Source organism: Microbulbifer jejuensis, assembly GCF_047289955.1.
Classification (GTDB): domain Bacteria; phylum Pseudomonadota; class Gammaproteobacteria; order Pseudomonadales; family Cellvibrionaceae; genus Microbulbifer.
Genome location: NZ_JBLBUB010000006.1, coordinates 107997 through 126332, shown reverse-complemented (window position 1 = coordinate 126332; position 18336 = coordinate 107997). Strand labels below are relative to the sequence as shown.

Annotated in this window: 15 protein-coding genes; 7 read left to right on the top strand and 8 right to left on the bottom strand. The window is 54.5% G+C overall.

Annotation, left to right across the window (positions count from 1 at the left end; all coding sequences use genetic code 11):
* Window positions 1-222 precede the first annotated feature (222 nt).
* From ACL7TT_RS05650 to ACL7TT_RS05640, 3 genes are all read left to right on the top strand, one after another.
* On the top strand, window positions 223-2442 hold the full coding sequence (locus ACL7TT_RS05650; protein WP_413393816.1) for a TonB-dependent siderophore receptor: 2220 nt from the start codon (window positions 223-225) through the stop codon (window positions 2440-2442).
* Between the two features lie 266 nt (window positions 2443-2708).
* The gene (locus ACL7TT_RS05645; RefSeq protein WP_299942827.1) at window positions 2709-3284 is read left to right on the top strand and encodes a hypothetical protein; all 576 of its coding nucleotides are present in this window, start codon (window positions 2709-2711) and stop codon (window positions 3282-3284) included.
* 40 nt (window positions 3285-3324) lie between these two features.
* The gene (locus ACL7TT_RS05640) at window positions 3325-4833 is read left to right on the top strand and encodes a PepSY-associated TM helix domain-containing protein (RefSeq protein WP_413393814.1); all 1509 of its coding nucleotides are present in this window, start codon (window positions 3325-3327) and stop codon (window positions 4831-4833) included.
* A gap of 23 nt (window positions 4834-4856) precedes the next feature.
* Here the strand turns inward: ACL7TT_RS05640 and ACL7TT_RS05635 are convergent, their stop codons facing one another.
* The 3 genes from ACL7TT_RS05635 to ACL7TT_RS05625 all read right to left on the bottom strand — a co-directional run bounded on the left by ACL7TT_RS05635 (window position 4857) and on the right by ACL7TT_RS05625 (window position 6917).
* Complete coding sequence (locus ACL7TT_RS05635) at window positions 4857-5315, bottom strand: GNAT family N-acetyltransferase (protein ID WP_299942823.1); 459 nt, start codon at window positions 5313-5315, stop codon at window positions 4857-4859.
* Window positions 5316-5603: 288 nt separating this feature from the next.
* Complete coding sequence (locus ACL7TT_RS05630) at window positions 5604-6323, bottom strand: esterase/lipase family protein (protein WP_299942822.1); 720 nt, start codon at window positions 6321-6323, stop codon at window positions 5604-5606.
* Between the two features lie 99 nt (window positions 6324-6422).
* The gene (locus tag ACL7TT_RS05625; protein ID WP_299942820.1) at window positions 6423-6917 is read right to left on the bottom strand and encodes a PH domain-containing protein; all 495 of its coding nucleotides are present in this window, start codon (window positions 6915-6917) and stop codon (window positions 6423-6425) included.
* 184 nt (window positions 6918-7101) lie between these two features.
* Here ACL7TT_RS05625 and ACL7TT_RS05620 point away from each other — a divergent pair, with 184 nt between their 5' ends.
* On the top strand, window positions 7102-7989 hold the full coding sequence (locus ACL7TT_RS05620; RefSeq protein WP_413393811.1) for a patatin-like phospholipase family protein: 888 nt from the start codon (window positions 7102-7104) through the stop codon (window positions 7987-7989).
* Window positions 7990-8091: 102 nt separating this feature from the next.
* The gene (locus ACL7TT_RS05615; protein ID WP_413393809.1) at window positions 8092-8631 is read left to right on the top strand and encodes a GNAT family N-acetyltransferase; all 540 of its coding nucleotides are present in this window, start codon (window positions 8092-8094) and stop codon (window positions 8629-8631) included.
* A 151-nt stretch (window positions 8632-8782) separates the two neighbouring features.
* On the opposite strand, the gene ACL7TT_RS05610 is transcribed toward ACL7TT_RS05615, so the two are convergent.
* On the bottom strand, window positions 8783-9451 hold the full coding sequence (locus tag ACL7TT_RS05610) for a DNA-3-methyladenine glycosylase I (RefSeq protein WP_413393807.1): 669 nt from the start codon (window positions 9449-9451) through the stop codon (window positions 8783-8785).
* 517 nt (window positions 9452-9968) lie between these two features.
* Between ACL7TT_RS05610 and greB the strand changes: the two genes are divergently transcribed.
* Window positions 9969-10442 carry a transcription elongation factor GreB gene (gene greB / locus ACL7TT_RS05605; RefSeq protein ID WP_299942814.1) on the top strand — a complete coding sequence of 158 codons (474 nt, stop codon included), beginning with the start codon at window positions 9969-9971 and terminating at the stop codon, window positions 10440-10442.
* A gap of 99 nt (window positions 10443-10541) precedes the next feature.
* Here the strand turns inward: greB and ACL7TT_RS05600 are convergent, their stop codons facing one another.
* A complete protein-coding gene (locus ACL7TT_RS05600) occupies window positions 10542-12491 on the bottom strand; it encodes a S9 family peptidase (RefSeq protein ID WP_413393805.1) in 1950 nt (649 codons plus the stop codon).
* A 213-nt stretch (window positions 12492-12704) separates the two neighbouring features.
* Between ACL7TT_RS05600 and ACL7TT_RS05595 the strand changes: the two genes are divergently transcribed.
* Window positions 12705-13562 carry a beta-keto acid cleavage family enzyme gene (locus ACL7TT_RS05595; RefSeq protein ID WP_413393803.1) on the top strand — a complete coding sequence of 286 codons (858 nt, stop codon included), beginning with the start codon at window positions 12705-12707 and terminating at the stop codon, window positions 13560-13562.
* Between the two features lie 160 nt (window positions 13563-13722).
* Here the strand turns inward: ACL7TT_RS05595 and ACL7TT_RS05590 are convergent, their stop codons facing one another.
* The 3 genes from ACL7TT_RS05590 to dapD form a co-directional block, all read right to left on the bottom strand.
* Window positions 13723-15690: an alkyl/aryl-sulfatase gene (locus ACL7TT_RS05590; RefSeq protein WP_413393801.1), complete on the bottom strand. Its 1968-nt coding sequence runs from the start codon at window positions 15688-15690 to the stop codon at window positions 13723-13725.
* Between the two features lie 382 nt (window positions 15691-16072).
* On the bottom strand, window positions 16073-17212 hold the full coding sequence (gene dapE / locus ACL7TT_RS05585) for a succinyl-diaminopimelate desuccinylase (RefSeq protein ID WP_413393799.1): 1140 nt from the start codon (window positions 17210-17212) through the stop codon (window positions 16073-16075).
* A 92-nt stretch (window positions 17213-17304) separates the two neighbouring features.
* Complete coding sequence (gene dapD, locus ACL7TT_RS05580; RefSeq protein WP_413393797.1) at window positions 17305-18336, bottom strand: 2,3,4,5-tetrahydropyridine-2,6-dicarboxylate N-succinyltransferase; 1032 nt, start codon at window positions 18334-18336, stop codon at window positions 17305-17307.

The following is an 18336-nucleotide window of genomic DNA, read 5'->3' as shown; positions in this document are numbered from 1 at the left end:
TAGGGATCGGCTGCCTGAGAATAACAACACCCTCAAATCCCACCATATGCCGCACTCCACAGGGCTCTTGTCATGACCTTTTCACGATGGGGTGCAACTGATAGCAAAAAACACCTCAACAATATTGCAAGTGATAACCATTACCATTAGTATCCGCAGGATTCGAGACCGTACACACCGGCTGCGGTCAATACATGTCTTATTGAGTACTGAGGGATCTCCATGGGTAGCGCTCGAAGCCAAGGTTTGTGCCAAAATATGTCTCTTGTTGTGGCTGGCCTCAGCCGCTCCCTGTTGGCACTCGCTGTTGCTGCCGGCAGTTCTACTGCGGTGATTGCAGCCGAAGACAGGCGCGAGCGCCTGGAGGAAGTTCAGGTTACCGGCACGCTGAATCTGTCCCGCCAGACTTCTATCGGCAAGCTGGATATCCCGGTCGATGAGACGCCTTTTTCTATTTCACTGCGCGATAAAGACTTCTTTGATGCTACCGGCTCCAAATCTGTACAGGATGTGCTGCAATATTCCGCCGGTGTGAATGGCGGTTTGTTTGGTGTGGATGCCCGTGGTGACTGGTCCTCTGTGCGCGGGGTAGATCCCGTGATGTTTATTGATGGTTTGCAGTCCATTTTTGGCAGCTATACCAGTGCCCGTGCCAATCTTTACGCTTTTGAACGGGTGGAAATCCTCAAAGGCCCTTCCTCTGTGCTCTACGGCCAGGGCTCTACAGGCGGGATTGTCAATCTGGTTTCCAAGCGTCCCCAGAGCGAATTTGGCGGTGAGCTAATGGTGCAGGGTGGTGACTACGACCGCAAAGTGATTGCCGGCGATGTGACTGGTGCGTTGGACAGTGAAGGCAAATGGCTCTATCGCGTAGTGGGTTATGCCCGTGATGCCGATGCCCAGGTGGATCATGTCGAGGATAACAGCACTTTGTTTATGCCTTCTATCTCCTGGCGCCCCAGTGCGGATACAGAAATTACTTTTCTAGCTAATTATCAAGAGGATGAGTCAGGCACAACTGCAGCCTTTTTACCTTGGGGCGGCACTATTGTTGAAAATGTACATGGCGAGATTGCAACCAATGTATTTTTAAGTGAGCCCGGTTGGGATAAATATGATACTGAGCAAACCGCTTATAGTTTGTGGATAGACCACCGTTTAAATGATAGCTGGGGCATCAATGCAAACCTTCGGTATTCAAAGGGGGAGGTCGATTATAATTCAATGTATGCTGACTATACGCCAGCACTTCGTTTACAAAAAGATCTTCGTGAAGTGTCACGAACTGTCTATATGAAGGATGCAAAGAGTGATCTTTTGATTTTCGACCTGCGTCTCTCAGGAGCGCTTTCTACAGGTTCTTTTGAGCATCAGATTTCATTTGGTGTTGATAGTCAGAAAGCTGAAATAGATGACAGTATTCTCAGAGAGCGCAGTCTCGGTGGTGTTATTGATATTTTTGACCCTGTTTATGGTTATGTACCAGAAGGGTTGGAGAATCTGGAAAGAAAAATCTCAGACACCAATACTGATCAAGTAGGTTTTTATTTCCAAGATCAAGTGGCACTTGGGAACTTCATCTTTAATGCCGGTTTGCGTGAAGATAGAACATCATCAAGAATATATGGCAATGTGCCTGAGAGTGTCGGCTCAAGGCAGAAAGAGAGAGAGGTTACCAAAAGATTTGGCATACTGTATACCTTCGATAGTGGCATATCTCCCTACGTCAGCTACTCTGAATCCTTTGAGGCAGTGCTATCTGATCCTGGTGGAGAAGGGCGTATCTTCGACCCTGTTAAAGGTGAACAGATTGAAGCGGGTATAAAATTCCAGCCGGAGGGTACTAATATTTTGATGACGGCTTCTGTCTATGAAATTCAGCAGAAGAATCGCATAGCCCCCGGTATTGATAATAGGTTACGGCAAATCGGCGAAGCGAAGATCGATGGTCTTGAGCTTGAGGCCAGTGGACAGTGGGGTAACTTCACTCTGGTTGCTAACTACAGTCATCTTGATAGTGAGATTATAGAGAGTAGCAATCCATTCGAGGTTGGCACCGAACTTGAGGCTGTGCCCGGGCAGCAGTTCTCTGTTTGGGGAGATTATGATTTCAGTGATTGGGCTCCGGGTCTTAGTATTGGGTTGGGAGCGCGCTACGTCAGTGACAGCTACACAGGCATAGATAAAGTGCATGCACAACTGGTAGCTATGGACCCAGCCAATGTCACCTATTACGATTTCGTTTTCGCGGATTTCCCTACCAAAAACCCCTCTTACACCCTGTACGACGCAACTATCGGCTACACCCTGGAAAGCTGGAATTTCCAGCTAAATGTAAAAAACCTGACGGATGAAATCCACACCACCTCTTGCCTGAGCCGCGGGGACTGTTTTTACGGCGAGCGCCGTTATGTGACGGCAGAAGCGCGTTACACCTTCTGAGTTTGCTTCCAGGGCTTTTACCGGCATGGCGTGTGTGCGGGTACACGTCTCGCCCTTTTAACAATAATCCCGGCGATCTGACAGGGCCTGCAAACCCTATGTGATCACCGTCCTTGCAATACAGGCGCCTTTGGGCGAAATTGCAGGAGTTTTCGGGGTGCGTCGGCCAGGGACAGTAGCGGCTTGTCCCTGTGACGCATTGACTGGACAAATTGTCTGTTCAGGGGAACTCATCGAGCGAGCCAAAGACTTTCTTTGTGGTATTTATGCCAAATGCAATCTACATCATCGCTGGGCTGGCCAGCCTCAGCGCCCTCGCCGGCATAGTGACTTTGTACAGGGCCTGGTTGCACACTGGCGTACAGCCAGTACGCCGCTGGCTCGGTTGGGCATTGGTAGTGGTTTCCGCCTGGGGGTGGAGTGCGGTGGTCGGTGTTGAGTATGGAATCAGTATTGCCACCCTGATCGTCATGTTGGGGGTCTTTGGTTTGATTGCGCTCAACGGGGACTGGCCCAGTGGCCCACCTCGACAGGATAAACACAGGGTGACAACCAAACCTGCTCCCGCGAGGGCTGCGAATTTAATAGGGTTGCGTGGTATTGCGAGATGCCTGGCGGTGGTTATTCTGCCGGCGCTGAGCGGCGTGGCTGCAGGGCTGTTGTTCTTTGGGGTAGCCAATCTGGTCGACAGCAGTCGCCTGATTGGTGCGGGATTTGTTGCCATCACATTCTGGACCCTGGCGGTTGTCTGGTGTTGTGCTGATCGGAAACTGCTGCGCCCGGGTGCAGCCCTGGTGCTGTTTTTAGCGGCGAGCGGCCTGTATCTGTTGCCTGCTGTATAAGCGGGTGTGCAGTGCCCGTGCTGTGGAATAGGAAGGTATCGTGAAATTCTCCCTCAAACCCTCACCGGCCTTTGTACGCGATATGACCGACGGGCATTCGGTTCTGGGCCTGACCCTGTCCACACTGCTGTATATTGTGTGTGTCAGCGGTACCCTGGCGGTTTTCTACAACGAATTTGAGCGCTGGGAGCAGGCTTCCGAGCTGGAAACCCTGGAGGTCAAACCCGCTGTTTACGCAACTGCCACAGAGCAGGTCAGCGCACTGGCGAGCGCACAGGGGGAAAAATTCAATTCAGTCACCTTTACCATTCCCAACTCGGATATGCCGAGATTGGTTGTGCGTGTTGGCAAAATTGAACGGCATCTGGGAGAGGATGGCTCGCTGCAGGGTACAGTCTCTCACGATTGGACCCACTTTCTCACCTATCTGCACTTTGCCCTGAATCTGCCGGTGGTACTGGGGGTGCCACTGGTAGGGTTGATCGGTGTGTTGATGGCGGCGCTGATCCTGTCCGGCTTGCTGGCACATCCTAAAATCCTCAAGGATGCCTTCTCTTTTCGTATGGCGGGTTCCAGGCGCTTACAGCAGGTGGACCTGCACAACCGCCTGGGTGTCTGGGCCGCACCTTTCCACCTGGCGATTGCTGTCACGGGAGCCTTTATCGGTCTGTCACAGGTGGTGGCCTTTGCGATTGCGGGGCTTTTCTTCGGCGGCGATGTGGAGAAGGTGGAGGCGATGCTGTATAGGGAGGAGTCTGCGATAGCGCAAGATGCCGGGCAGGTGCCGCTGCCAGACTTTGAAAAGATTCTTGCGGAGATGTCACGGCTGGCACCGGGCCATGAGCAGAATCGTCTGCGCATATTTCACCCTGGCCGCGAAGGGCAGATGGTTGAGATTGTCACCCGGGTTCCCGGGCGCCTGGTGTGGGGAGAGCGTTATCGGTTCAACGCCCAGGGCCGGTTAATGCACAAGGAGGGCTGGTCTGACGGGGAGGCCGGTAAGCAGGTGTACGCTTCCAATTTCCGCTTGCACTTCGGCCATTTTTCCGGCTTCCCGGTGAAAATCGCCTACTTCCTGCTGGGGGTCGGCATGTGTGTGCTGGTGGTTTCCGGTATTAATATTTGGCTGATACGCAAGCGTCAGAGGGGCGCACCTGCGGTGCGCTTGGAGCGCGTGTGGATGGCCCAGGTGTGGGGAATACCATTTGCCATCGCCTTAAGCGCAGTGACTTACCTGGTCTTTGCTGTGTCTGCGGTGCAGGTGTTTTGGTTAACCACAGTTGTTTTGAGTGTGGTTGCTGCATTTTTTGGCACAGTGGCGGGGTGGTCCATGCTGCTCAGGGGGGCCACTATTGTCACTTGCCTGCTGGCGGTGATAACGCATGTCTCTATTTTTGGAGCGGATTCCTTTGTGCGCGCCTCACTGGTGGCCAACGCTGTATGGTTGCTAACGGCAGCCGGTATCGCTGCCTCCTGCCTGTATACCTGGGTGCGTCGTCGCGAGTGCAACCCTGCCCCCTCAGTCAGTGGTGCTGTCAGTAGCGGCTAGTTATTTAGCCTGGCCGGTATCGATCAGGGTGCCGGGCGCAGCATTTCTATATGGGGTATGCCGTCCTCCTCGTAGGGAGCAGATACCTGCTCGAAACCAAACTCTGCATAAAACCGGCTGAGGTGCTCCTGAGCGGAAATACGAATAGCCGTTTTGGGATACTCGTCCAGAGTATGTTGGACAGCCCGGCACATCAGTGCTTTGCCGAGTCCGGCAGCGCGGCTGGATTCCGTGGTGAGTACCCGCCCGATGGCGGGTTCGCGATACTTCTTGCCCGGAAACAAGACGCGCAGGTAGGCCATAAGTTGTGGGGTCTTGTGGTTGCTGTCCCAGCAGGTCAGATGCCAGGCGTACTGGTCTTTGCCATCGGCATCCTGGTAGGGGCAGTTCTGTTCTACGGTAAAGACCTGCTGGCGGGCCCGCAGTATTTCATAGAGCTGGTCGATTGAGAGTTCACTAAAGCTGCACCATTGCCACTGCATCTTGTTTCACCCTGAGTTTTGGGGTTGTTTTGTGTAAAGGCCGCGCTGGAACTGTGGGCCGCGCTGAGCGTTCTGTCGCTCATGGCGGGACCAGGTCGCGTAGCCCCGGACGCTTTGGTCGACAAACTGAATGCTGGCTTTCACAAAACGTACAAGGGTGGATTTTAAAATTCCCTGCATGGCCCAAGCAGGGATTCCGGCTCTGGCCGAAGGAAGGATGAATATTGACTGGTTGCGTTGCCTGAATCGAAGCGGTGCTTGCGCCAGTCGAAGAGGGTGGACATCGCATTAATCAGCAATTGTGGTATTGTTCTTGCGGGCGAAACTGCCGTGTTTCAGATAGTGGAGAACCTGTGCAATGACTCTTCTGTCTTTCATCATAAATACGTGGGTAACCGGCATTTCCAGGTGGTCATTCATCCCCTCGAGCCTGGTACTGGAGACCGAGACTTTACCGTCATCTGTGTCTGGAATCAGCTGAGATAGTATCAGGTTGATACTGCGGGTGCCGGCGATGATGCCCACATCGAACTCTGCCCGCCCCAGTTTGTTGGGAACACTCAGGGCACCGGTGCCGAGCTGCAAGCCGGCATCGCCAAAGACAAACTGAAAGCCCGGGAAATGGCCGAGTTTGTCTACCACTTCACTGCCGCTATTGGGTGGTCCCAGCATAACCACACGGCTCAGGTTTTCAATCCCCGCCTGACTCAGGTACTGACGGACAAGAATCCCGCCCAAGGAGTGGGTGACAAAATTGACTTCGCCTTGATCGGCACAGGTAGCCAGTGCCGGGGTGATGGCTTTTCCGGCCAACTCCTCAATGGGAAATTTTGTGGAGGGATAGTTCACATTGACGGTTTTGTAGCCTGCGGCACTGATCGCCTGCTCCAATCTGGTCATGGAGGCATCGGACTTGGCCAGGCCATGCAAAAGAATCACGCAGGCAGAATGGGCGCTCACCGATAGTGTGCCCAAGGAAATCGCCAGGGCGACAATCATTTTCTTCATCGGCTTCCTTTCAGTTGTGCGAGTTTCAGGGGCAGTATGCTGTCCCCCCGGGAAAATGCCAAGTGCGCCAGTGAGCAGCCCAACCCGGCTGGTAGAGGACTAGCGGCATTGCCGAAGTACTTCCGCCATCTGCTCGGGCCTATCGGGGGTGATTACCAGGGTTTTTGTGCGAAAACGCAGTACCACGGCGGTATCATGATTGGTGGCAAAAGCCCTGTAGCGCCCCAGTGTCTTGTTCTGAAAGAGGCCGATATAGCCAAACAGTCCCCCATTGCCAAATATGCGCACCGATCCTTGCATCGCGGAGGGACTTGCCTGGGCTTCGGTCAAACCGTCCAGGGGAATGGCGGTTTTCCAACCGGGACGGAGAATCAGCAGGGTGTTGTCCCGGAGAGTGTAGCCGCGGATGGCAAACAGGGCGCAGAACAGCAGTATGGCGAGCGGCAGGGCAATGGCGATGCTATAGAGGGGGGAGGGAGATTCCGGAGTTTTTAGCGTCAGGATAAGGGGGATCGCCAGTAGCAAAGCCGTGCTCAGCGCAGTGATCAATTTGAGCTGACGGCTCCAGGGCGCTTGAAAAACAGCGGATTGCATAGAGGTTTTTTTGGAAGATGGCTGGCTTAGGTATCGCAATCATAGTGTTGTTCAACCCCCCTTGGCAAAAGCATTCTGTCACGGCACGGGGAGTGGGGGGGTTGCCGGTGTTGCTTGCCTCCCGGCTGGACAGGGGGTTACAGAGGCGTAATACAGTATGCACAGTGATAGCGGTGGTGAATCTATGAGTACTGCAGGTATGGATAAGGCGCCTCTTTCCGCACTGGTGGTGGAAGGGGGTGCTATGCGGGGCATCTTTGCGGCCGGGGCGCTGGATGCCTTTATTGAGGCGGATTACCGGCCCTTTGATTTTGCCATCGGTGTCTCCGCGGGCTCCACCAACCTGATTGGCTACCTGGCGGGGGACCACGGTCGCAGCCGCAGGATTTTGTTGGATCACGCGCGACGGGTGGATTTTATCGACTGGCGCCGTTATTTACGGGGCGGTCACTTCTGTGATATCAGCTGGTTGTGGCACGCTTCTTACAAGGATGAGCCCCTCAATATCCAGCGCTATACAGAAAATGCGGTGCCACTTTATGCAGTGACTACCAGTATCGCCAGCGGCCGGGCCTGCTATGTGCGCGTAACGCCGCACAATATGCATGAGGTGTTTCCCGCATCCTGCGCTATTCCGGTCGTGTACCGGAATTTCCCCCCGGTAAATGGTGAACCGATGACTGACGGGGGCCTGGCGGATTCTATCCCGGTTATTTGGGCTTACCGGCAAGGTGCCCGTGATATAACCATTGTGCTGTCGCGTCCACGGGGATATCGGAAGCGAGTCGGGCCCGCGCCAAAATTTATCAAGCAGTTTTTCCATGACCACGCGCGCCTGTTTGAAACGGTGCTGGATCGGGGGGGAAGATACAACCGGGCCCTGGACTTCATTGAATCTCCCCCAGAAGATTGCCGCATCTCGGTGATAGCGCCTCCGGAACATTTTCCGGTAAAACGCTTTACCCAGGAGGCCGATCTGCTGGAGAAAGGATATGCGTGTGGCAGGGCACTGGGGTGGAAATTCTTGCGTGACGCGATAGGAATAGACCCTCCGGTATCCGCAGCTGAGTAAATCCAATAAAAATGGCATAAACCGGCAAAGGACTCTGCTATTCGGATCTGCAGCGGCGTTATCCGCTTGGTTTGACGGCTCCTTGCCGCTTGGAGATAGGTAGTGTTTGTAGGACTGGTGGATATTCGATTGGCTGGGGTGGGTGATGGGGAAGCACTGTCTGATTTTTATCTCAGAAATACGGATCACCTGCGGCGGTGGGAACCCACCAGAAGCGGTGCATATCACACAATCCCGGTCTGGGAGCGGCGACTGCAGGCTTGGCAGAGTGAGTTTCTGCAAGGGCGATCTATCCACTTTCTGGGTATTCTACCGGGCGCTTCCAGGGTTATTGCCGTCTGCTCTCTGACCAATATTATTCGGGGGCCGTTTCAGGCGTGCAACATGGGTTATGGGGTAGACCAACACTATGAGGGACGGGGCGTGATGAAAACACTGTGTGGCCATGTAGTGGCCTATGCCTTCGATGTATTGAAACTAAACCGGGTGATGGCTAACTACATGCCCGATAACCATCGCTCCGCAGCACTTTTGCGCAACCTGGATTTTACGATCGAAGGCACTGCAAAACGCTATTTGTTGATTAATGGCTGCTGGGAGGACCATGTGCTCAGCGCAAGGATCAATATCAAAAAGGATTGATCCGGGGTATTTCGTACAGTTGAAACTTTCTCACCCCACCTTTGCCCTGCTATTGCTGGAAGATCAGGAACCTATTGGGTTGCTTAAGGTTGTTTCAATGGGTCTTTATGCGCGCTGGTCAAACGGCTGGTTTAAAAGAAAACCACCGCGCCTACCCCACCGAAAACGATAAGATCTGGCTGATTTCATTCAAGCTGCGGTTGGACTGCGCCTGCCAGATATCAACCGCCTGCTGCAGGGCGGCCCAGTCTTTTTTCGATGAGGGAGACTTTTCCACGACGCCTTCCCGAACCAAAGCCCGTACCGTGTCACTGGCAAAAATCAGAGTATCCACCCCCATTCGGCGCAGAAACACCTGGGCAGTTTTCCCCCCCAGTCTGTGGCCTCCCCTCCTCAGTAGTTTCAGGTTTTGCACATAGTTACCGGCATTCCAACTGGCAAAGTAGTTTCCCAGGCTGCCATGGGTATGGGACAGGTGCCAAAAGAAATCCGCATTTTTTTGAATGGATCGGGTCTTTTTCCAATGCCGTACCATCCCCTTCTGGTGCATCAGGTTATCGAGGGCCTCCTCAGACAGATAGCGACAAAAAGACAAATCAAAACCGTGAAAAACCGGCTCAATGCCCGGCCATTTCTTCTCTATAACGTTCCAGCTGAACCCCGCCTGAAATACGGCTTTGGCGGCTGCAGATAGCCACTGGCTGTTTGGGATAAGCATTAGGTATTGTGGCAGTTTGGGCTTGACAAGCCTGGCTTCGAGATTGCCTTCACCACCAAACCGGTCGATCACCGGTGCTGTAATATCGTTGAAATTTCGCATAGAGATCCATTCCCTTTACTTCAACCCCCCTATTGTTCACAGGGGGAACTGGTTGGGCAACAAATTAGGCATTGCATACTTGGGTTGATCATTATTCTTGGCATTCCCAGCACAACTGCGCAGGGTTGCCAGGCTTTTGGGTTCGAGCCGGCAATAGCCTGTGCTCCATCTGCCCGGCAGTTTGTTTGGGTGCCGGGTCAAAAAGTGTACCGTCGCCGCTTTCCCGGGTTCTTTCGAGGGTCGCAGTGGCTGGCAGTTGCGACAGCGCGGTTTTCAGGCAGGGCTTGCCCCATCCGGGGTAGGGCGCATTCCGTTTTAGGCTCCTGTGAGAGCCTGGGGCAATGATCCCTAAAATTGACCACTTTCCTCATTGAAGCGGGTAGGCTACCCTTTTCCTCGCTGGTTATTATTGATTCAGCGGCCCCTGGTTATTGGGTGATTAATGTATCTGGGTATGTCTCTGATCTGGAAGGGGTGGCCGGGGAAATCTTCAGAAATTTAAATATGCAGGTTTTCAGTGAAAACGCTACTAATAACGAAGCAGGGCTATGAAGCGCTCAAAGAAGAACTCGATGCGCTCTGGCGCGTAGAACGCCCCGATGTTACAAAGCGGGTTACCTGGGCCGCCAGCCTGGGAGATCGCAGTGAGAATGCGGACTATCAGTACAATAAAAAACGTCTGCGGGAGATTGATCGTCGTGTCCGCTATCTGCGAAAGCGCATAGAGACGCTCAAGGTTGTCGAGTACAGCCGCGAACAGGAAGGCAAAGTCTTCTTTGGTGCCTGGGTGGAGGTAGAGGATGATGAGGGTGCGGTGCTGAAGTTTCGCATCGTGGGGTATGACGAGATCTTTAGCCGTAAAGACTACATATCCGTCGACTCCCCCATGGCCAGGGCGCTTTTGAACAAGGCGGTGGGTGATGAGGCCGAGGTGGTGACAGATGCCGGGGTCAAGATTTGGTCTATCAATTTGATCGAGTATAAACAATAGCTTTCAACGCACGACTTTCAGCCTGGTAACCCACTGGGTTTCCAGGCAACTACAGGTCCCCATCCCGGTCATGTAATTTCCCTTATTGCCAGGGGGCATCTAAGCAAGATTCTCAATATCAATACCTGGACCGGGTTCTGCCAGTGGAAAGCCAAAAATACGGCTGTAAAATTCCAGTTCCCCCTCCAGAGCCACCTCAATGCTGTCTCCACTGCGAAAACCGTGACCCTCGTTGGCAAAGGTGATCAGAGATACCGGAATTCCGCGAAGCTTCAGTGCTTGTACCATGGTTTTGGCCTGGTTGGGCGGGACCACCTTGTCCTCCATACCCTGAAAGAAGATCACCGGACAGCGCAACTTTTCCACGTGGTAGATCGGCGAGCGTTCACGGTAAACGGCTTCTGCTGCGGGCCAGGGGCCGACCAGTTTGTCCAGATAGCGGGATTCAAACTTGTGGGTGTCCTTGGCCAGGCTGCTCAATTCGCCGATGCCATAGTGGCTGGCGCCGGCTTTGAAGGTATCTTGGAAAGTCAGGGCAGCGAGCACGGTATAGCCGCCGGCACTGCCGCCTTTGATCAAGAGCCGCTCCGGGTCTGCCAGGCCCTGGGAAACCAAATAGTGCGCTCCGGCGCAAACCTCTTCCACATCGTAGAGCCCCCACTTGTGTGCGAGGCGGTCACGATACCTGCGCCCGTAGCCAGTGCTGCCGGAGTAATTGACATCCAAAATGGCAAAGCCACGGCTGGTCCAGTACTGTACTTTCAGGTTGAGACCGGCAGAGGTGGCACCGGTTGGGCCGCCGTGGCTGAAGACAATGAGCGGGGGCTTTTCAGTCTCCGGAGCGCCAAACTGCGGGTTGTATGGTGGGTAATAAAAGCCGTATACCGCCCGGCCATCCACGGTAAAGGCAACTTCGCGGGCACTGGAAAAGAGGTTGGCCGGTAAATCATGGCTGTTACTCTTGGCAGCCACTCGGAGGGCTTGGTTGGCGCGGTTAAACGCGACTACGGCGGGAAACCGGTCTGAGCCGGCGGCAATCATCACGGCTATGCCGTTTTCGCAGCGCAGGCTTTCGATATCGCAATAGGGTTGTTGAATGGTTTGATGCACACCGGTCAGAGTATTGATCTGCGCCAGGTGCCAACGGCCGGCCTCTGTATAGGTGCAAAGAATGTCCTCGATACCGATAAAGCCGTAAGTGGACATGCCGAACGTCCACTGGGGTGTGGCGAACTCTGCTTTTTTTTCCCACAGAGGCGTGTCGGAACCCAGACGGTAGAGGTTCCACCAGTTGTTGCGATCTGAAACATAGAAGAGTTCCCCTTTTGGCGACCACTGAGGCTGGAAAATCGACTCGTTTTCCCCACCAGCAACTTGCATGACTCCGCTGATTTCCCCTTTATCGTCCATTGCGGCAATACACAACTCGGTGGCATCCCAGGGGAGGTTGGGGTGGTGCCAGCGCAGAAAACTCAATTTGTTGCCCTCGGCATTCAGGGCCGGGTTGGAGTAAAAGTCCGCCCCTTCCAGCAAAACCCTGGGTGTACGGGGCATAGGTTTGTCCAGATCGATTGCGATAATGCGTGCACGGGCTTCCACCCCTTTACTGTGGTCGCAATGGTCCTCCTCCACACAAATAAGGCGGTTGCGTTTTTCGTCGAACACCAGGTCCGCATAGCGGCAATCCCGCCTGGGGGTAATGGCCTCGGGCTGGGCACCGCTTAACGGCATGCGGTAGAGACACTGGTCCTCGGCAAGCACAAAAAACAGGGTATCTCCCTGCACCAGATAGCTGCCACCGCCGTACTCGTGGGCTTTGGAGCGGATGCCCAAGGGGGCCGAAATCAGGTCCCGCCGCCCCTGTTGCGAGCAGTATTCAACCAGCACATTGCGACCCTGCTCGGCCGGGCGGGATTCCAGCCAGTAATAGCGCCCCTTGTACAAACTGGTTTCCGACAGACGCACGCTGGCTTTGGCAATGAGCTTGGCACTGATTGCGGATTTCCAGCTGCCGTAGGGGGCGGTTTTCGTCACAGGGGCCTCAATCATTGGGCTTTCACTTCCTTAGCGGTTTTCGGGCATTCTGCAGGGCGGGTAGCGTGGTTACAAGGTGTCTTTTTCTGGCGCTTGCCCTGTGCTAGGCTGCTGTACCCAAGCAAGCGCTTGGTCTCTGTTGCCGGCCTGTCTGTACGCATTCGCTGGAATCGGTTTAGAAATATTGGCCTTCCAGAGGGCCTTAATAGAACATTCAGGAGAGCCGCGATGTCCGATGAAGTGGTTATTACCTGCGCCCTGACCGGGGTGCTCACCAATCCTCAGCAACATCCGGTACCGGTAACACCGGAGGAAATGGCGAACTCTGCCCGTGAAGCCTATGATGCCGGGGCCTCGGTTATGCACGTGCACTTTCGTAACCAGGAGCGCGGGAAGGGGCACCTGCCCAGTTGGGACCCGCAAGTAGCACTGGAAATTGCCGCTGCGATTCGGGATAAATGTCCGGGCGTTATTCTGAATTTTTCCACCGGTACCATTGGGCGCGACCAACGCGGTCCTCTGGCATGTGTGCGCGCCGGCAAGCCGGAGATCGCCGCCTGCAATGCCGGCAGTCTCAACTATCTGAAGGCGCGTGCCAACGGGTCCTGGGCTTGGCCGCCGATGGTGTTCGACAACCCCGTAGACAAAGTGGCGGAGCTGCTTGGGGTTTGTGCTGAAGTGGGCACAAGACCAGAGTTTGAGTGTTTCGACCTGGGCATTGTGCGCTCAGTTGGCATGTATGCGGATGTGGGCATGGTGGACAAGCCCAATTACAATCTGGTGATGGGGGTAGCCTCTGGAATGCCCGCTGACCCTGAGCTATTGGCATTGATGCCCAAATATATGAAGCCCGGCAGTCTTTGGCAAACTACAGTGATTGGACGGGACGAAATCTGGCCGGTGCACCGCAAGACGGCCGAACTGGGTGGACATTTGCGCACGGGGGTTGAGGATACATTTTATCTGCCTGACGGGGATCGTTCCAATGGCAATGGCCAGTTGATTGAAGCCCTGGTAGCGGTGGCAGAAGAGTGTGGGCGCAAGGTAGTATCCCCGCAAAGGGCCCGGGACATTTTTTGCCAGTGATCTTCACTGCTGGCCTCTGCAAGCCATACAAGAATTTGGAATAGGTCGATTGTGGCCTAAGGGACGCTGGTGCATAGGCAGTTCAGGTTATTTCCAGCCCTATCTGTATTTGGACGTTTCATCTCTGCGTTGTGAGTTTACATCGTACTCACAATCCCTTTTATGGCTCGACAATAGGGAAGTTGCCCTTGGGTGTATCAAACAGGGAGATAAACTTCAAAAAATCCAGTTTGCTGCCTTCAAGGCGAATATCTTCAGATCCCAGTATCTCACTGAGCCCAGCGCGGCCCACCAGCAGATCAATAAACAGTGGATGTGTAATGGATAGCCGGGCATTGGTCCCGGCAGGGATTTCACCGCTGCGGTAGTGTAAGACTGAATTGCGTAGCTGCAGGGTAAACGTCTGGCCGATATCGGTAAAATGGATACCAATCACCAACTGCAGATCTTCGGCGTCCTCGGCTTTCAGCCTGACGCTCAAAGCCTGCATAAAGTGTTCAACCGGGGTCTCCCGCAACAGTTCGATCGCATCATTCATATTCACCCCCTGGCTGGGGGGGCCGTTCAGTAATTCATAGGATGCTGTCAGATAAGTATCCCGCCAGGGAGCAGACTCTGCCTGGTAGGCCAATTGTTGATAAGCATCGGCCAGAAGTCGTTTTGCCTCTGTGTGTGTGGGTTCAGCAAAGATGACGTGGTTCAGCACCTCCGCGACCCAGCGATACTCCCCTTTGGCGAAGGAATCCCTGGCTTTCTTTACTACAGCATCAGCGCCGCCCATATATGCCAGGTATTTCTTGCCAGCCAGTGAAGGGGGCAGTGGATTCAGGTTGGCAGGATTGCCGTCATACCAGCCAAAATAATACTGGTACACGGCCTTGCTGTTGTGGCTGAGGGTGCCGTAGTAACCGCGATTATAAAAGACGGAAGACAGTGAGCTTGGGATACGAATCTTTTCCGCAATTTCTTTTGGGGTGCTGCCCTGGTTGGCATAACGCAGGGTTTGATCGTGAATAAAGCGGTAAAGATCGGCCTGCTTGGTTAAGAATGCCTGAATATGGTCCCTGCCCCAGATTGGCCAGTGGTGACTGCCAAAATAAATGTCGGCCTGAGAAAACTGGGTTCGGGCATTTTCTATGGCCTTGCTCCAACTTAAGGCATTGCGCACCTTCGCGCCACGCAGAGTATATAAATTGTGCTGGGTTCTTGAAACCACCTCAGCACCACAAAAGGCGTTTTTGGCTGGCAGATAAAACATAAGTTCAGCAGGCGCTTCACTGCCGGGTGCATTCTGGAAAATAAATTCCACGCCATCGATCGTTTCATGCTGTCTCAACTGATCAATCGTTATCGTGGGTGTTAAAATACTGGTACTGCCAAATACGGGTTCTTTACCAAGCCCCGAATCAAGATGGCCGGTCACAGAGCGCGGTAATCGCTTTCCATACATAAACATGGCGCGCCGGGTCATCGCTGGACCGGTGACAATATTCTCACTGGTCGCTGCCTCCATAAAACCTTCGGGCGCAACAACTACGATATTGCCCACTTCAAGATCGGCAGGGGATACCACGCCCATCACACCACCGAAATGGTCGATATGGCTGTGGGTAAAAATAATGCCGGTAATGGGTTTGGCGCCCAACTGGGCTTGTGCAAACCGCAAGGCACTGCCGGCGGTTTCGATTGTGGTTAAAGGGTCAATCAGTATCCAGCCCGTGTCCCCCTCAATGATTGTCATATTGGCCAGATCAAACCCGCGCAGTTGGTACACGCCGTCAGTCACTCTGAACAAACCGCGAATATTGTTCAAGGCGGCCTGTCGCCAAAGGCTCGGATTGACGGTTGCCGGTGCTTTTCCCTGAATAAAACCATAGGCGGATGGTTCCCAAAGGATACCCCCCTGACTGTGTTCAATACTTTCCAGGGGCGCTTCGGCAATCAGGCCCCGTGTGGCTTGTTCAAACTCTGCCGAGGAGGACAAATCCAATTCAGGGGCAAACTGTTGGTTGTATTCCTGGGTTGCGATGCTGGCCTCACTGGCCTGATCAATAACCCCTGCGGTATCCCGCTGGCAGGCGCCTAGCAAAAACAGAACCAGACCGAAAAAACAGTTGCGGGTATTCAAAGGTGCGCTCCCACTTTTATTGGAGAATTGTTGGTAGTACACACTCCAACCTGATGAATCTGATTGTTATCCCTTTTGTATACTGAAAGGGATCGAGTGCTAGCTGTGCATGGGTTTGTTGTGACGCTGCGGAAATAAGCATGTTCTCTTTAATACGAAATATAGAATTGCCAGCGTAATAACGGGAGAATGCCACCTCATTTGGCATCCCGCTTGGAATTGCCTCGTTGTTATTGTCAGGCTGAGCATACCATGGGAGGGTGGAGGGAGAGCCCCGGGTTGGCCAGTGCTTTTAGTAAGCTGCCCTTTGGGAATCCTGCGTGGCCGGATTGTGTGAACCATTGGGGCGCATTGTCCTGCCTGCGTAGCACCTCGAGACCGCTTACTGGCGGGCCAGCAGCTGCCGTAATATTTCCCGGTAGATATCCTTGAGCTGGTCCAGGTGTTGTGTTTTCACGCACTCGTCGATCTGGTGGATAGTGGCATTCACCGGGCCGAGTTCCACCACCTGTGCGCCTGTTGGTGCGATAAAGCGGCCGTCCGAGGTACCTCCGGCGGTGGATAGCGTTGTTTCTTTTCCCGTGATCTTGAGAATTGCCTCCTGCACTGCGCGAACCAGAGGCCCCTCTGCGGTGAGGAAAGGAGACCCGGAAAGGTTGAAGACTGCCTCATAGAGCAGATTGTGCTTGTCCAAAATACGACGCGCGCGCAGTTCCAGTTCCTCTGCGGAGGATTCCGTTGAAAAGCGCCAATTGCACAGAAGATGTACTTCTGCGGGGATGACATTACTGGCTCCGGTGCCCCCATTGATATTGGACACCTGAAAAGTTGTGGCGGGGAAAAATTGGTTGCCTTGATCCCACTGTTCGGTGCTCAGTTCGGCCAGTGCCGGGGCCATTGCATGGATGGGGTTTTTGGCCAGGTGGGGGTAGGCCACGTGGCCCTGTACACCGAACACCTTCAGTGCCAGGCCCAACGAGCCACGCCGACCGTTTTTGATGACATCACCGAGATGCTCGCTGCTGGAAGGTTCCCCGACAATACAGCAGTCGATCTGTTCTCCCCTCTCCTGTAGCCATTCGATCACTTTGACGGTGCCGTTGATTGCCGGTCCTTCCTCGTCGCTCGTGACCAGAAAAGCAATGCGTCCGCAGTGTTCAGGATACTCTGCCACAAACGTTTCACAGGCCACGACCATGGCGGCAAGGGAGCCTTTCATATCGGCGGCGCCGCGACCATACAGGAAGCCGTCCCGTATCTGCGGTTCGAAGGGCGGGCTGCGCCAGTGTTCCTCAGGGCCGGTTGGCACCACATCGGTATGGCCGGCGAAAGCGAGCAGCGGGCCCGCACCTTGCCCGTTGCGAACTGCCCAGACATTGTCGGTATCACCGCGGCGCAGGCTGACCGTTTGAAAGCCGATGTTTTCCAGGCGCTGGATCATCAGGTCCATACAACCGGCATCTTCAGGGGTGATGGAGCGGCGGCGAATCAGGTCAACGGCGAGTTCCAGGGTTGGGGTCACGAGGGCATTCCTGTATCGATTTTTTGTCTTTTGCGGGCGCTGTGGAGTCGAAAGCGCAGATTGCAGTGGCACCGGCCCTGCGCTTAACCGGGCTAGTTGCTGTGCAGGGCGGCATTCAGCTCGATGGCGCTTTGGTTGGTCAAGCACTCCACCGCACCATTGGTGGAATTCCTGCGAAAGAGCAGGTCGGACTTGCCGGCCAGTTCGCGCGCCTTGATGTACTCTACCAACTGGCCGTTGTCATCCATCAGGGCAACTTTGGTGCCGGCGGTGATGTAGAGACCGGCCTCCACAGTGCAGCGATCTCCCAGGGGAATACCGATGCCGGCGTTGGCACCGAGCAGGCAGTTTTCGCCCACGGAAATTACGATATTTCCGCCACCGGACAGGGTGCCCATAGTGGAACTGCCGCCACCGAGGTCTGAGCCCTTGTGGACAAAGACCCCGGCGGAGATACGCCCTTCGATCATATTGGGGCCCTGGGTGCCGGCGTTAAAATTGACAAAACCCTCATGCATGATGGTGGTACCTGCGCCCAGATAGGCGCCGAGGCGCACCCGTGCGGTATGGGCGATGCGGACCCCGGCGGGTACCACGTAATCGGCCATCCTGGGGAATTTATCCACACAGGACACCGCCAGGTATTCGCCCTTAAGTCTTGCCTCCAACTGGCGCTGGGGTAGCTCTGCCAGATCAATCGCGCCCTGGTTAGTCCAGGCGACATTGACCAGTCTGGCAAAGATGCCCTCCAGATTGGTCTCGTGGGGTTTCACCAGGCGGTGGGAGAGCAGGTGTAATTTCAGGTAGGCCTCGGGTACCGATTGCGGTGGCGTATCACTGCAGAGCACAACAACGGCGAGAGGGCGCCCGGTGGTGGCGAACCGCTGGAGAATTTCTGCCTGCTCGGCGGCGCCAGCGCGCTGCAGCTTGTCTGCGAGGATGGGCAGATGGGTGGCACTCAGAGGGAGGCTGTGGTTGCCGCCGTTAACGTGCAGGGTTTCTTTCACCGCAGCGGCAACGGCGGTGCTGGGCTTAAACAGCGGCTTGGGGTAGAAGACTTCCAGCCAGTCGCCCTTGCTATTGCAGGTACCGATACCAAACCCGATACTGTAGGTGTTGTCCAT